Genomic DNA, 14,038 nt, shown 5'->3' with positions numbered 1-14,038 from the left:
CCCGGCCCGGGAGGGGAGGACCGTGTCGACCGTTCCCGCGGACGTCGATGGCCCCAGCGACGCCGATCTGCTCGAATCGGTGCGCGGTGGCGCCGTGTCCGACTACGGCACCCTGTACGAGCGGCACGTGGCCGCGGCCTACAACCTGGCCAGGCAGCTCACGCGCTCCCCGGCCGAGGCCGACGACCTGGTCTCCGAGGCGTTCGCCAAGGTGCTCGACACCCTCCGCCACGGCCGCGGGCCCGAGTCGGCCTTCCGGGCGTACCTGCTGACCGCGCTGCGCCACACCGCCTACGACAAGACCCGCCGGGACCGCCGCGTCGAGTTCTCCGACGACGTCACCCAGGTGAGTGGTGTCGACCCGGCCGCGGTGAGCGTGCCGTTCACCGACACCGCGGTCGCGGGCCTGGACCGCTCGCTGGCCGCCCGCGCCTTCGCCCGGCTGCCCGAGCGCTGGCAGGCCGTGCTCTGGCACACCGAGATCGAGGGCCAGTCCCCCGCCCAGGTCGCCCCGCTGCTCGGCCTGACGCCCAACGGCGTCTCCGCGCTGGCCTACCGGGCCCGCGAGGGCCTGCGCCAGGCGTACCTGCAGGTGCACCTGGCCGAGACCGACGCCCAGAGCTGCCGGGCGGCGACCGAGCGGCTCGGCGCGTGGGTGCGCGGCGGGCTGGCCAAGCGGGAGACCGCGCAGGTGGAGGCCCACCTCGACCAGTGCGACCGGTGCCGGGCGCTGGCCGCCGAGCTGGCCGACATCAACGGCGGCCTGCGGGTGTTCATCGCGCCGCTGGTGCTGGGCACGGGCGCGGCCGCGGCGTACCTGGCCGCGGCCAAGGCGACCGCGGCGGGCGCCGTGGCCGCAGCCGGGGCGGGCGCGTCGGCCAGCGGGGTCGCGGGCGCGATCAGCGGCGCCCCGCGGCAGGTCCTGGGCGTGGCCGCCTCCGGCGTCGCGCTGGTCGCGGCGATCGCCGTCGGCCTCACCGGGGGCAGCGCCCCACCGGTCCCGGCCGTCGCCGCGCCGCCCCCACCGGTCACCACCCAGGCCCCGCAGCCCACTGCTCCGCAGTCCCCGCAGCCCTCGCCCGCGCCGTACCGACCCAGCCCTGCCCCGCAGCCGCCCGCGCCGCAGCCGCAGCAGCCCCCGCCCGCCGACCCGGTGCCGCCGCACGCCCCGGCCCCGGTCCAGCCGCCGCCCGAGCCCGCCCCCGAGCCCACCCCCGGCCCGCCGAGCCTGGCGACCGACCCGCTGGAGCCGGTGGCCCTCGTCGTCGGCGGCGGGCCTGCCGACCTGCCGATCACCGTGCGCAACACCGGTGGCAGCGTGTCCGAGCCGGTGGTGGCCACGCTGGCGCTGCCGCGCGGCGTGCGGGCGGTGGAGGGCCAGCGGCTGGGCGCGGAGCCGCTGCTGCGGCTCAACGCCGCCCCGCAGACCGGGACCGTGCGCTGCCCCGGCGGCTCGGGCACGGTCACCTGCACCAGCGGCGACGGCCTGCTCCCCGGGGAGTCGGTGACCCTGGTGTTCCGCCTGGTCGCCACGCCCGGCTCGGCGGGCAGCACGATCACCGGGTCGGTCACCGCGGGGTCGGCCATCCGGCTGTCGATCTCGGTGCCCATCCAGGTGCGGGAGAAGCCCGACGGCATCCGGCTCACCGCCGACGCCCACAACGACGGCTGGTTCGAGACGATCTGGCCGTGGGGCCGCGACATCATCCTCACCGTGCGCGCCCGCAACACCGGCGAGAGCACCAAGCCCATCGAGATCACCGCGGACGTGCCCGGCAAGCAGATCTCGGGGCCGGGGATCACCTGCGCCACCGACCGCACCACCACGACCTGCCGCACGCGCGACGCGGTCGAGCCGGGCGAGGGCGTCCGGCTGCAACTGCGGGTGCGCCGCCACTTCGACCACCCGAACGACCTCACCTGGCGCGACATCACCGTGACCGGCACGCTCGGCACGGCGGTCCAGACCGTCCGGCTCAAGGTCCCGCCGTTCGGCCCGTGGTGGCCGCAGGTGCACCCGCCGCACCCGCCAGCCCCGGCCGACCCGCCCGCCCCGCCGGTCCCCCCGACCCGGCCGGAGGCCACCGGGGCCCCGACCGCGCCGCCGAGCGCCCCCGCGCCGCCCGCCGAGCAGGCGCCCGCGACCGCCGTGCCCCCGGCACCCAGCCCGACGACCTCGACGTCCACGACCGCCCCCACCACGACACCCCCGACCACGACGACCGCGCCCAGCACGACCACACGGCGCGGTAAGGGGGAATCCCGTTCCGACTGCCGGGGCAACCAGGGACGGGGCCGTTCGGGCGCATCCTGCTGAGCGCCCGGTGGGGGCTCGATCACGACCGGTGATCGGGGCTGGTTAGACTCCGCCCACATGGCCGTCGTCGAGACCGTGCTGGCCCGCCTGCCGGAGCCGGTCCGGGCCGCTCTGACCAAGCACCGCGAACTGCTGCGCTTCGCCGTGGTCGGGGGCGTGTGCTTCGTGGTGACGAACGCGGTGAACTACGCCCTCAAGCTCACCGTGCTCACCGACAACCCCGTGACCGCGCTGGCGATCGCCGTCATCATCGCCACCATCGTGTCCTACGTGCTCAACCGCGAATGGTCGTTCAGCACCCGCGGCGGCCGGGAGCGCCCGCACGAGGCGGCGCTGTTCTTCCTCATCAGCGGCATCGGGGTGGCGATCAACTCCGCGCCGCTGGCGGTCTCGCGGTACCTGCTGCACCTGAAGGTGCCCGAGGTGTCGCGGTTCACCCAGGAGATCGCCGACTTCGCCTCCGGCATCGTCCTGGGGACGCTGCTGGCGATGGTGTTCCGCTGGTGGGCGTTCAAGAAGTGGGTGTTCCCGCAGGCGGACGTGCGAGCCGTGCGCAGGTTGCGCGCGGTGACCGGTCCCACTGAACGCGCTGCCTGACTAGCGCCTTTCCGTAGACTGCGGCGGTGTCCGTAGTCGAGTCCGTGCTCGCCAGGGTGCCCGAGCCGCTGCGCCGGGTGCTGCTCAAGCACCGCGAGCTGCTGAAGTTCGGGATCGTCGGCGGCACGACGTTCGTCATCGACAACGCGATCTGGTACCTGCTGAAGTTCACCGTCCTGGGGGACAAACCGGTCACCGCCAAGGCGATCGCGGTCATCATCGCCACGATCGTGTCCTACATCCTGAACCGCGAGTGGTCCTTCCGCTCCCGCGGCGGCCGGGAGCGCCACCACGAGGCGGCGCTGTTCTTCCTCATCAGCGGCTGCGGCGTGGCCATCAACCTGATCCCGCCGTACGTGTCCCGCTACGTGCTCGACCTGGAGACCCCGCACGTGAGCCTGCTGGTGCAGGAGACGGCGGACTTCATCAGCGGCTCCATCATCGGCATGCTGCTGGCGACCGGCTTCCGGTTCTGGGGCTTCCGCAAGTGGGTCTTCCCCGACCAGCTCCGCGAGCACCGCAGCTACGACTAGCGCGGGATCTTCTCGGCAGGCCAGCTCACCCCGGTGAAGTCGCCCGCGCGCGGCATCCGCAGGAACACCGAGAACGTCGCCGGTTTGGCCGTCGACAGCTCCAGCCTGCCGCCGTCGGAGTCCACCAGCGCCCGGGCCAGCGCCAGGCCCAGCCCGGTCGAGCCCGCGCCGGAGACGCCCCGGTCGAAGATGTGCGGGGCCAGCTCGTCGGGCACGCCCGGGCCGTTGTCGGCCACCTCGACCACCACCGTCTCGCCGCTGACCCGCGCGGTCAGGGTGACCGTGCCGCCGCCGTGGCGGTGCGCGTTGTCCAGCAGCACCCCGATCGCCTCGCGCAGCCGCGCGGGCGTGGCGCGCACGATCAGGTTGGGCTGCAGGCGAAGGCGCAGCGTGCGGCCGTCGACGCGCAGCGGCTTGCGCCACTCCTCGGCGATCGCGGTCAGCTCGCGGGCCAGGTCGACCGGCTCGGCCCCGCCCGCGCGGGCCACCCGGGCGGCGGCCAGCAGCTCGTCGAGCACCTCGGCCAGCCGGTCGGCCTGGGCCAGGCCCGCGCGGGCCTCGCTGGCGGTCTCCTCGTCCGGGGCGCCCGCGAGGTTCTCCAGCCGCAGCTGCAGGGCGGTGAGCCTGCTGCGCAGCTGGTGGGACACGTCGCCGACGAGGTCGCGCTCGCGCTGGATGAGGTGGGCCAGCGCGGTGGCCGAGGTGTCGAGCGCGTCGGCGACCGAGTCGAGCTCGGCCAGGTCGTAGCGGGTGCTGTCGAGCCGGAAGTCGCCCGCGCCGAGCCTGCTGGCCCGGTCGGCGACGTGCCGCAGCGGCCGGGCCAGCCGCCGCGTGGTCACCGTCGCCACCACCGCGCCGATGCCCACCGTCGTCACGATCACCAGCGCCACCAGCAGGGCGACCTGCGTCTGCCGGGTGCGCATCGGCCCCGCCGACACCGACAGCCGCACCACCCCCTGCTGCACCATCGACACCTCTTCGGTCACGGCGTCGCCGACGATCGCCGGGCCGAGGAACCGCTCGCCCTGGCCGGGCAGGGTCACCTCCAGCCGCCCGCCCTCGGGCACGGCGACGGCGACCTTGCGCAGCTCCACCCGGCGCCCGCCCGCGATCTCGTCGTCCAGCCGGGTGGCGATCCCCTGGGCGCGGGCGGCCAGGTCGTCGCGGGTGATCTGCTCGACGATCTGCAGCGCGGTGTAGCCCAGCGGGATGCCCAGCGTGCACGCGGTCACCAGCACCGCGAGCATGATCGCCAGGAGGATGCGGCGGCGCACGCCTAGTCCGCGTTGAACCGGAAGCCGACCCCGCGGACCGTGGCGATGCGCCGCTCGGCCACCCGCGGCCCGACGTCGCCGAGCTTGCGGCGCAGCCAGGACATGTGCATGTCCAGCGTCTTGCTGCCCTTGAGCTCGGGGTCGCTCCACACCTCCGACAGGATCTCCTCGCGGGTGACGACCTGGCCCGCGCGCTGGATCAGCACGCGCAGCAGCTCGAACTCCTTGTTCGCCAGGTTGATCTCGACGCCGTCGACGGTCACCACCCGCGCGGCCAGGTCCATCCGCACGCCGTTGACCTCGATCGCGCCCGGGGCCTGGCGGCGCAGCAGCGCCCGGATGCGGGCCAGCAGCTCGGCCAGCCGGAACGGCTTGGCCACGTAGTCGTCCGCGCCCGCGTCGAGGCCGACGACGAAGTCCACCTCGTCGGCGCGGGCGGTGAGCATCAGCACGGGGATGCTCCGCCCCGCGGCCCGCAGCCGCCTGCACACGTCCAGCCCGTCCAGGCCGGGCAGGCCGAGGTCGAGCACCAGGAGGTCGAGGCCGCCCGCGCTGGCCAGGTCCAGCGCCCGGTGGCCGTCGCCGACGACCACGACGTCGTAGCCCTCCCGGTGCAGCGCCCGGGACAGCGGTTCGGCGATGGCCGTGTCGTCCTCGGCCAGTAGCACCACGCTCACGCCCCCCAGCGTAGGCGTGACACGATCTCGGGCGTGTCCCGCGACCTCAACTTCGCCATCCGGTTGGCCGACGCGGCCGACGAGATCACCGTCACCCGCTTCCAGGCGCGCGATCTGGTGGTCACGCGCAAGCCGGACCGCACCCCGGTCACCGACGCCGACACCGCCGTGGAGGACGCGGTCCGGGCGCTGATCGCCGCGGAGTTCCCGCGCGACGCGGTCGCGGGCGAGGAGCGCGGCGGGGCCGTCGGGGCGGGCCGGACCTGGGTGCTGGACCCGATCGACGGGACCAAGAACTTCCTGCGCGGCGTACCAGCGTGGGCGACGCTCATCGCCCTGGTGGAGGACGGCGTGCCGGTGGTGGGCGTGGTGAGCGCGCCCGCGCTGGGGCGGCGCTGGTTCGCCGCGCGCGACCACGGCGCGTGGGTCGGCGCGGGCGGCGAGGCCGTGCGGATGTCGGTGTCGGCGGTGGCCGCGCTGCCGGACGCCTACCTGTCCACCACGCACCTGGGGACGTGGGTGGAGCACCACTCGCGGGAGAAGTACCTCGACCTGGTGGACGCCTGCTGGGAGAACCGCGCCTTCGGCGACTTCTGGTCGCACTGCCTGGTCGCCGAGGGCGCGATCGACGTGGCCGCGGAGGCCGTGGTCAACCCGTGGGACGTCGCCGCGGTCCAGGTCATCGTCGAGGAGGCGGGCGGGCGCTTCACCGACCTCGGCGGCGCGGCCCGCTTCGACGGCGGCTCGGCGCTGTCGACCAACGGCCTGCTGCACGACGCCGTGCTCGACCTACTTCGCCGCTGACGGCAGCACCCCCACCGCGCCGCGCACGACCTGGGACCAGACCAGGCGGCCGAACAGGTAGTGGCAGGCGACCTGCTCGTTGCTGAACCGGGCCCAGTCGTAGCGGTTGCCCTGCTCGCGCCAGAACACCTCCCAGGCGTCGCCCGCGGGGTCGCGCAGCAGGCACCAGGTGTTGTCCACCTCGGCGCCGATCGACACGACCTGCTCGGGCACGCCGACCGCGCGCAGCCACTCGGCGATGGTTTCGGCGTTCACTGCCCGTCCTCCGTGATCTCGACCAGGTACCCCAGCGCCACCAGCTCGACGGCCGAGCGGGTCGTGCGCAGCCGGATGCCGCCGCCGCGCTGCCCGAACCACGGCGCCGACGCCGCCCGCCACACCGGCAGCGGCCGCGCCACCCGGTACCGGCGCAGCGCCCGCAGGTGGTCCGGCGGCAGCGACCGCTCGGCGAAGGGCGTGCCGTCGGGGGCGAAGACGCGGCCCTCGGGGGTGCCCAGGCGGTCGACGACGGCCCCCGGCTGCAGGACCACGGGCTCGCCGTGCGCCGCCCCGCCCTCGGGGTACTGCTCCCCCGGCGGCCAGGCGTACTCGGCCCGGCGGGCGCCGTCGGCTGCCTTGACGAGGAACCGCCGGTCCCAGTCCCGCTCGTGCAGCCCGCCGAGCGGGTCGTACCCCTCGGCGAGGTGCGCCGGGTCCGTGCCTTCGGTGCGGGTGACCGGGGCGGGGGTGGTGGCATCGACGAGCCGGGCGTCGGGGTGGTCCTCCGGCGGGAACCGCAACCCGGCTGCGTAGTCCACCTCGGCTTGCGGCGCAGGCAACTGCTCATGCGGCTCATCAGCGACCTGCGGCAGGTAGCCGATGGGGAACAGATGCAACAGGAACAACGACAGCGCGTCCCGATCCGCCTCCCCGATCGCCGCGCCCGCGAAGACGCCGGGCAACCGGGCGAGCTGGTTCCCATCGCTGTGCCGGGGCGCGGGATGCTGCTCCCGCACTGCGACCCCACCCATGCCTGCGATGGGGATGGCGAGGCCGACTGCGTCGGGTTGATCGCTTGAGGGCTGCCCCCACGGATCGGCGACCCAAGCGTCGCGCTGATCGCCTGCCGCCCACTGCTCGGCCCACTGGTGGGCACCCGCCTGACCAGCCGCACGCTGATCAGCCCCCCACTGCTCCGCCGCCCGCTGATCAGCGGCGCGATGGTCTGCGGCTCGCTGATCGGCGGCATGCTGGTCCACAGCAGCCGGACCGGCAGCCCACCCGTCCATCGCACGCTGGTCTACAACTCGCGGATCTATAGCGCGCTGGTCAAGGGCGCTGTGGTCGGCAGCAGGCCGATCCGCAGCAGGCTGGCCCACGGCGAGCTGATCGGCAGCAGGCTGCCCCTCGGCGAGTTGGCCCTCGGCGAGTTCGTCCGCGGCGAGTTGGTCGGCGGCTTGTTCGTCCGCGCTGCGGTTGTCGCCGCCGCGGTGGTCGCCACTGCGGCTGTCGCCGGTGCGGGGGTCGTTGGAGCGGGGGTCGGTTCGGGGGTCGCTTGGGCGGGCTTCGGTGGGGCGTTGGGGGGTGGAGCGGTCGGAGGGGCGTTGGTCGGCGGGGCGGGTGTCGGTGGGTGGGAGGGTGCCGGGGTGGGCGCGGGGGCCTGGGAGGGTCGGGCCGCCGGAGGGGGTGGGGCCGGATAGGGGGGCCGCGGCGGTGCCTGGGGTGCCGAGCGCGGCGGGGTTGGCGGTGGTGAGCGGGGCCGCGGGTGCGGCGGGCTGCGGCTGGCCTGGGGCCACGGGCGCTTGCGGCGCGTCGAGGACGGCTGCGGAGGCGGCGTGCACGGCAGAGTCGACCACCGGCATGCCCGCGGGCGGGGTCGGCAGGTCCATCGCCCACTCGTCGGCGGGTCCGACGACGGCCCCGGGAACGGCATCCGCCAGCCCGCGCGCCGCATTTCCAGCGGTGTCCACCACCGCATCGGTCATCCCGCGAGCGGCATTCTCCACCCCACCGACGGCCTCCCCGCGCACCACATCCGCGACGCCCTGCGCCGCGTTCCCCACCGCATCGGTCACGCCACCGGGACCAGCCACCGCCTTGCCCACCGCATCAACCACACCACCAGCGGCGTTCCCCACCCCCTCGCCGACCCCGCGCGTGACATTCCCCAACGCATCGGTCAGCCCACCGGGCCCACCAGCGGCATTCCCCACCGCGTCGGTAAAGCCCCGCGTCGCATTACCCAACGCATCCGTTAGACCACCAGGACCACCAGCGGCATTCCCCACGGCATCCGTGAAGCCCCGCGTGACATTCCCCAGGGCATCCGTCAGCCCACCGGACCCACCAGCAGCGTTCCCGACCGCGTCAGTGAAGCCCCGCGTCGCATTGCCCAACGCATCCGTCAGACCGCCAGGACCAGCAGCCGCATTCCCCACCGCGTCGGTAAAGCCCCGCGTCGTATTGCCCAACGCATCCGTCAGGCCACCAGGACCAGCAGCGGCATTCCCTACCGCGTCGGTGAAGCCCCGCGTGACATTCCCGAGCGCATCCGTCAAGCCGCCAGGTCCAGCGGCGGCATTCCCCGCTGCGTCAGTGAAACCCCGCGTCGCATTGCCCAGGGCATCGGTCAAGCCGCCAGGTCCAGCGGCGGCGTTCCCCGCCGCATCCGTGAAGCCTCGCGTGACATTCCCCAGCGCGTCCGTCAGCCCCGCAGGCCCGCCAGCAGCGTTCCCCGCGTCGGTGACACCGCGCGTCGCATTGCCCAGCGCATCGGTCAGGCCGGCGGGCCCGGCAGCGGCATCCGTGAAACCGCGCGTGACGCCGCCCGGGGCGGCAGGGCCTGCGTTCCCCACCGCATCGGTGTAGCCGCGGGTGGTGTCGCCTAGAGGGGCGGCGGAGCTGCCGGGGACGGTGATCGCGCCGATCAGCGGGGCTGCCGGGCGGGGGTCGGCTCCGCGGGGGTCGACGGGCAGGCGGGCGCCGGGGCTGGCGTTGGCCACCTGGCGGACCGAGGTCACGTCCGGGCCGTTGGGGGCTACCGCGCTGACCAGCGTGTCGGTCACCGCGGCGATGTTCGCCGAGGTCGCCGCCACCGCGGTGTCGATGCCCAGCAGGGCCGTCGGGGTGCCTGCGGCACGGGCGGCCTGGGTGTTGCGGGCGAGGTCGACCAGGTTGCGGACGATCTCCACCTTCGCCGCGCCGACCTGGTCGGCCGCGCGTTCCAGGCGGTCGGCGGCGGCGAGGCAGCCGCGGGCGGTGACGGTCAGGTGACCCGCGTCGGGGCCGACGAAGCCAGACCAGTGGGCGCGGGCGGCGTCGGCGGCGTCGCCTGCGAAGGTGCCGAGGGCAGCGCTGGCGGCCGCGTCGGCGTCACCGGAGAGGGTGGTCATCCGGGCGGCGGCCTCGCGCCAGGCGGCGGCCGCCTCGCGCATGCGGTCCTCGTCGGCCTGCGGCCAGGCGACGCCGGTGGCGGCGGCGACCTCGGCGAGTTCAAGGGGCAGTTCGATACCCATCGCTACTCCCCGATGGCCTGGACGTTGTCGGTCTCCGCAGCTTCGTACTCGGCGGCGGTGTCGGCGAATCGGCCGCCCACCTCGCCCAGCCTGCCGGGCAGCGCGTCGAGGTCGCCGAGGGTCGCCTCCGCGCCGGGGGCGTGCGCGGCGGCGAAGCTGGCGCCGACGGCGTCGTCGCCCCAGCAGCCGCCGAGGGCGGCGAGGCGGTCGGCGAGGTCGCGGTGGATGGCGCCCGCGCGGGCAGCCAGCTCGGAGAACTCGCCCGCGCGGCGGGCGAGGCCGTCGGTGTCGACGCGGAAGCCGTCGGTCATCGGGCGTCTCCCCGCTCGTCGGACTCCAGCCAGGTGGCGCGCTCGAAGTCGAACTCCTCGACCGGCGGGGCCAGCTCGGCGGCGGTCAGATCGGCCGTGCCGCGGCGCAGCGCCGCCGGGTCCGTCCCGGCGGGCAGCACCGGGGCCATGACCTCATCGGCGGCCCGCGCGGCCAACCCGGCCGCATCCCCCACGACCCCGACCACAACCCCGGCCAGCGCGGACGGCTGGTGCACGCGATAGGCGTCGTCCCGGATGGTCAGCCCGACGAGAGCCCCGTAGGCCGACACCGTGGCCGTCACCGTCCCGCACGCGCTGGTCGCCGACTTCGCAACCGCGCCCAGGATCCGGTGCACCTCGGCCAACTGGTCGCGGCTGCGCCGGTACCCCGCGAGCAGCTCATCGACCTGGGCCCGATGCTCGGCACCCATCGCCACCTCCGCCGATCAGCCGGACAGACTCCGGTCGCACATTGGACGACCGGGCCACCCCACCGGTTCCGCGGATTCCAACCCACCACACGGGAGCGTGGCCCCTGTCCCGCCAGCGAGACCGCCCCGACCGCGCTCGTGGGCCGGGAAAGGGGCGAAGCCCCGCCCACCTCGGGGGACAAGCCAACCTAGACGTCGGGCAAGCTATCGATCAGACGTTCGACGTGTCAACCGAGTTTCCGGCGACCGGAGATGTCGCGCGCTTGCGGTTCGGCAGTGGTGGGTCGCCGGGCAGGTCGGAGTCGGTGTCGGGCGGTGTCGGCGCGGAGGGGGAGCGCGGGCGGGTGTCGGACGGCGTTGGTGCGGAGGAGGAGCGCGGGCGGGGCGTCGAGGCGGAGTTCGAGCAGGGGGAGGTGGCCTGCGGGGATACGCGGTCGATGAGCTGGCGACGAGGTCGGTGATGGTGATCGCCTCGCGGACCGGCCTCGGTGCCGAGTTGCACGCAGGTCGACCTCGGAGATGGCGCCGGTGTTGGTGAGCGTGCCGGTGACGGTCAGCGTCCGCGCGGAGGACTGCACCCACGTGCGGGGACAGCGTGTCGATCTCGATGCGGAGCGCTGGTCGCCGGCGACGGCTAGCGTCGTCGGGCGTGGGGCGTTCGCAGACGCGGTGAGGGCCGGGGTCGCGCGGCTGCGGTTCGGCGGTGGTGTGGTCGCTGGGCAGGGCGGAGCTGGTGTCGGCACGGAGGAGGGGCGCAGGCGGGGGCGAGGCGGAGTTTAAGCAGGGCGAGGTGGCCTGCTCGAAATGCGCCGGGTCACCTGCCGGAGGGCGGCCGCGTTCCGGGGGGCGGCTGTTCGTGCCAGCTCGCGGCGCGGACGCACCCGCTGGGGTGCTTGTCTGATCCCGCTGCGGTGCCTGACGGATGGGTGGGGACGGATAGGTGGGGTTGAACCGCTTGCCCGGCGACACCGCAGTAGCTCTACAGCCTGCTGATAGCGCTCGCGGGCGCAGGGACAAAGGGGCGAAGCCCCGCCCACCTCGGGGGACAACCCGACCTAGACGTCGAGCAAGTTATCGATCAGGCGTTCGACGTGTCAAGCGGGTTTCAGGTGGTGGGCCAGGTGAGGGCGGTCAGGGCCGTGTGGGTCATGACGCGGATGCCGGTGAGGAGGGCTCGTTCGTCTAGTTGGAAGGTGGGTTGGTGGAGGTCGCGCATGGGGCCTTCGCCGTCCCAGACGCCTAGGCGCATGAAGCTGCCGGGGACGTGTTCGAGGTACCAGCCGAAGTCCTCGCCGCCGGAGGATTGCTTGGTGCCTGCGAGGGCGTCCTCGCCGAGAGCGGTCTCGATGGCGGCGCGGAGCATCTGGGTGCTCTCGCGCTCGTTGATGACCGGGGGGACGCCGCGGCGGTGCTGCAGCTCGAAGCCGACGCCGGTGGGGGCCAGCAGGGCCTGGACCAGGCCCGCGACCAGCGGCTCCAGGTCCACCCAGACGTCGTGGTCGCCGGTGCGGAGGGTGCCGCGCAGCACGCCCTCCTGGGGGACGGCGTTGGGCGCCTCGCCCGCGTGGACCGCGCCCCAGACCAGGACGGTGCCCGAGCGCGGGTCGACGCGGCGGGACAGCAGGGCGGGCAGGCCGGTGATGACGCTGCCCAGGGCGTGCACCAGGTCGGCGGTCAGGTGCGGGCGGGAGGTGTGGCCGCCGGGCGAGGTGAGCCGCAGCTCCAGCAGGTCGGTGGCCGAGGTGATCGCGCCGACCCGGGTGCCGACCCGGCCGACCTCGACGCGCGGGTCGCAGTGCAGGCCGAAGATGCGCTGCACGCCGTCGAGCCCGCCCGCGTCGATGACCTCCAGCGCGCCGCCGGGCATGACCTCCTCGGCGGGCTGGAAGATCAGCCGGACCCGGCCGGGCAGCGGCGGGCCGGAGGCCAGCGCGATGCCGGTGGCCAGCAGGATGGCGGTGTGCGCGTCGTGGCCGCAGCTGTGGGCCGCGCCGGGCGCGGTGGAGGCGTAGGGCAGGCCGGTGTCCTCGGCCATCGGCAGGGCGTCGAGGTCGGCGCGCAGCGCCACGCAGCGGTCGCCTTCGCCGATGTCGCAGATCAGGCCGGTGTTGCCGGGCAGCAGCCGCGGTTCGAGGCCGTAGGACTTCAGCAGCCCGGCGACCAGCTCGGTGGTCGCGTACTCCCGGCGGGACAGCTCGGGGTGGGCGTGGATGTGCCGGAACCAGGCGAGCACGTCGGCGGTGTTGGCCGCCAGCCAGTCGTCCAGCCAGGCCGGTCCGCGTCCTGCTCCTAGATCGTCCACACCGGGCATACTGACGCCCGTCGGTGTGATCAGCACGGTGGACCGCCCTCCGCGGGCTCCTCGACCCGGGTCTGCGGGCATGTCGGGCCGCGATTCCAACACTGTCACGCGACCCCTCCAGTGACCTGCTGAGACGTGGTTCCGCTGCTCATTTGCAGTCAATAGTGCACCATGGCCCGCTGACATCGCCGCGATTTCGCATCCTGGGCTGCCGGACGGCATCGTCGAAGCGGTGAGCGGCGGCGCGGGCTTCGTCCCGACTGGTCTGTTGATCAAGACGATCGGCCGGTGAACCGCAGGGCTACTTCTTGGCCCGCTTGCGCCGCACCCGGTTGCCGTAGACGACGAGTCCGACGAGGACGAGCGCGGTCACGGTGAAGACGACCTTGCGCCGGGAGTCGGCGGCGTCCCCCTCGGTCGGCGGGTTCAGCGTCGGCCCCGGCGGCGCGGTGGTCGTCTGCTGCGCGACCGGGCGCTCGGCGGGCGCTGCCGTCGCGGTCGGCCCGAGCGCCACGGCGCCGAGCAGGGTGACGCCGAGCAGCGCTGCGGCCAGCAGGCGGGACACGCGACCTCCAGGTGACGGCGGTGATCACGCCAAGCCTAGCCCGGTGGTCGCCCCGCCGCGGGTAGGCCGATCGCATGATCCGCGAGCAGGAGCTCGATCAGCTCATCGGGTCGGGACAGGGCGTTGAGGTGCCCACCTGGGACGACCTCCGCGGCCAGCCCCAGCCGCTCGCGGGCCAGGCGGCGCTGGAAGTCGACCGGGAAGAACCGGTCGTGCGCCCCGGCGATCACCCGGGTGGGCACGGCGGGCCAAGCGTCGACCGCGCACGGCTGGCCGAAGGCGATGTCGGCCTCGTCGCGGTCCTCGCCCAGGACCTCCGGCGGCACGTCGTGGAGGAAGTAGGTGGCCAGGTCGAACTCCTCGGGGTAGCCGCCCGCCCGCGCCGCGGCCCGGCGCGCGGCCTCCGAGCCGGTGTTGCCCCACCACTGCCCCGGGGTCTCGCCCGGTGCCGGGATCATGGCGTTGACCAGCACCAACTCTGCGACGGGGTGCTGCGCGCAGGCCATCACCGCGGGGAAGGCCCCCAGCGACTGGGCGACCACCACGTCGTCGCCGCGCAGGGCGGCGAGCACGGCGTCGCGGTACTGCGGCAGCCCGGCGTCCGGGTCGGGCCCGGGCAGGTCGACCGCGACGGCCTCGTGGCCGCGGGCGACCAGGCCGGGCAGCACCCGGCTCCAGTACGAGGGCGCGCCACCGGCGCCGGGGACGAGCACGAACCGCGTCATGCCCCACA

13 protein-coding genes are annotated in these 14,038 nt (G+C 74.6%); 4 read left to right on the top strand and 9 right to left on the bottom strand.

Going from position 1 to position 14,038, the window contains the following annotated elements:
• Nucleotides 1-22: 22 nt before the first annotated feature.
• The 3 genes from ACWEPX_RS17060 to ACWEPX_RS17050 are packed head-to-tail and all read left to right on the top strand — an operon-like array spanning nucleotide 23 to nucleotide 3,447.
• A complete protein-coding gene (locus tag ACWEPX_RS17060) occupies nucleotides 23-2,317 on the top strand; it encodes a sigma-70 family RNA polymerase sigma factor (protein WP_451898129.1) in 2,295 nt (764 codons plus the stop codon).
• A 57-nt stretch (nucleotides 2,318-2,374) separates the two neighbouring features.
• A complete protein-coding gene (locus ACWEPX_RS17055) occupies nucleotides 2,375-2,914 on the top strand; it encodes a GtrA family protein (protein ID WP_451898128.1) in 540 nt (179 codons plus the stop codon).
• Nucleotides 2,915-2,940: 26 nt separating this feature from the next.
• Nucleotides 2,941-3,447, top strand: coding sequence for a GtrA family protein (locus ACWEPX_RS17050; protein WP_451898127.1), 507 nt, complete (start codon nucleotides 2,941-2,943; stop codon nucleotides 3,445-3,447).
• On the opposite strand, the gene ACWEPX_RS17045 is transcribed toward ACWEPX_RS17050, so the two are convergent.
• Together ACWEPX_RS17045 and ACWEPX_RS17040 are read right to left on the bottom strand one after the other, a co-directional pair.
• Nucleotides 3,444-4,721, bottom strand: coding sequence for an ATP-binding protein (locus tag ACWEPX_RS17045; RefSeq protein WP_451898126.1), 1,278 nt, complete (start codon nucleotides 4,719-4,721; stop codon nucleotides 3,444-3,446). The genes ACWEPX_RS17050 and ACWEPX_RS17045 overlap by 4 nt on opposite strands.
• Nucleotides 4,722-4,723: 2 nt before the next feature.
• The gene (locus tag ACWEPX_RS17040; RefSeq protein WP_451898125.1) at nucleotides 4,724-5,398 is read right to left on the bottom strand and encodes a response regulator transcription factor; all 675 of its coding nucleotides are present in this window, start codon (nucleotides 5,396-5,398) and stop codon (nucleotides 4,724-4,726) included.
• Between the two features lie 33 nt (nucleotides 5,399-5,431).
• Here ACWEPX_RS17040 and hisN point away from each other — a divergent pair, with 33 nt between their 5' ends.
• A complete protein-coding gene (gene hisN / locus ACWEPX_RS17035; protein WP_451898124.1) occupies nucleotides 5,432-6,202 on the top strand; it encodes a histidinol-phosphatase in 771 nt (256 codons plus the stop codon).
• Here hisN and ACWEPX_RS17030 read toward each other — a convergent pair.
• The 7 genes from ACWEPX_RS17030 to ACWEPX_RS17000 form a co-directional block, all read right to left on the bottom strand.
• On the bottom strand, nucleotides 6,188-6,457 hold the full coding sequence (locus tag ACWEPX_RS17030) for a hypothetical protein (protein WP_451898123.1): 270 nt from the start codon (nucleotides 6,455-6,457) through the stop codon (nucleotides 6,188-6,190). The genes hisN and ACWEPX_RS17030 overlap by 15 nt on opposite strands.
• Nucleotides 6,454-9,696 (bottom strand): glycohydrolase toxin TNT-related protein, encoded by a 3,243-nt coding sequence (locus ACWEPX_RS17025; protein ID WP_451898122.1) that lies wholly within the window; start codon nucleotides 9,694-9,696, stop codon nucleotides 6,454-6,456. The genes ACWEPX_RS17030 and ACWEPX_RS17025 overlap by 4 nt, the downstream gene beginning before the upstream one ends.
• Before the next feature lie 2 nt (nucleotides 9,697-9,698).
• Complete coding sequence (locus ACWEPX_RS17020; protein WP_451898121.1) at nucleotides 9,699-10,007, bottom strand: WXG100 family type VII secretion target; 309 nt, start codon at nucleotides 10,005-10,007, stop codon at nucleotides 9,699-9,701.
• Nucleotides 10,004-10,438 carry a YbaB/EbfC family nucleoid-associated protein gene (locus ACWEPX_RS17015; protein WP_451898120.1) on the bottom strand — a complete coding sequence of 145 codons (435 nt, stop codon included), beginning with the start codon at nucleotides 10,436-10,438 and terminating at the stop codon, nucleotides 10,004-10,006. The genes ACWEPX_RS17020 and ACWEPX_RS17015 overlap by 4 nt, the downstream gene beginning before the upstream one ends.
• 1,105 nt (nucleotides 10,439-11,543) lie before the next feature.
• The gene (locus ACWEPX_RS17010; protein ID WP_451898119.1) at nucleotides 11,544-12,848 is read right to left on the bottom strand and encodes a M20 family metallopeptidase; all 1,305 of its coding nucleotides are present in this window, start codon (nucleotides 12,846-12,848) and stop codon (nucleotides 11,544-11,546) included.
• 193 nt (nucleotides 12,849-13,041) lie between these two features.
• On the bottom strand, nucleotides 13,042-13,305 hold the full coding sequence (locus tag ACWEPX_RS17005; RefSeq protein WP_451898118.1) for a hypothetical protein: 264 nt from the start codon (nucleotides 13,303-13,305) through the stop codon (nucleotides 13,042-13,044).
• Between the two features lie 35 nt (nucleotides 13,306-13,340).
• Nucleotides 13,341-14,030 (bottom strand): alpha/beta fold hydrolase, encoded by a 690-nt coding sequence (locus tag ACWEPX_RS17000; RefSeq protein WP_451898117.1) that lies wholly within the window; start codon nucleotides 14,028-14,030, stop codon nucleotides 13,341-13,343.
• Nucleotides 14,031-14,038: the final 8 nt, after the last annotated feature.

The sequence above is a fragment of the Actinokineospora sp. NPDC004072 genome, assembly GCF_053604195.1.
The sequence above is the reverse complement of the archived record's forward strand: the minus strand, read 5'-3'. Positions and strand labels throughout refer to the sequence as shown.

What these genes read in the sequence shown, in the direction of transcription:
- ACWEPX_RS17055 (WP_451898128.1), top strand. Translation starts at nt 2,375, where the DNA reads ATGGCCGTCGTCGAGACCGTGCTGGCCCGCCTGCCGGAGCCGGTCCGG.
- ACWEPX_RS17025 (WP_451898122.1), bottom strand. Translation starts at nt 9,696, where the DNA reads ATGGGTATCGAACTGCCCCTTGAACTCGCCGAGGTCGCCGCCGCCACC.
- ACWEPX_RS17020 (WP_451898121.1), bottom strand. Translation starts at nt 10,007, where the DNA reads ATGACCGACGGCTTCCGCGTCGACACCGACGGCCTCGCCCGCCGCGCG.
- ACWEPX_RS17015 (WP_451898120.1), bottom strand. Translation starts at nt 10,438, where the DNA reads ATGGGTGCCGAGCATCGGGCCCAGGTCGATGAGCTGCTCGCGGGGTAC.
- ACWEPX_RS17000 (WP_451898117.1), bottom strand. Translation starts at nt 14,030, where the DNA reads ATGACGCGGTTCGTGCTCGTCCCCGGCGCCGGTGGCGCGCCCTCGTAC.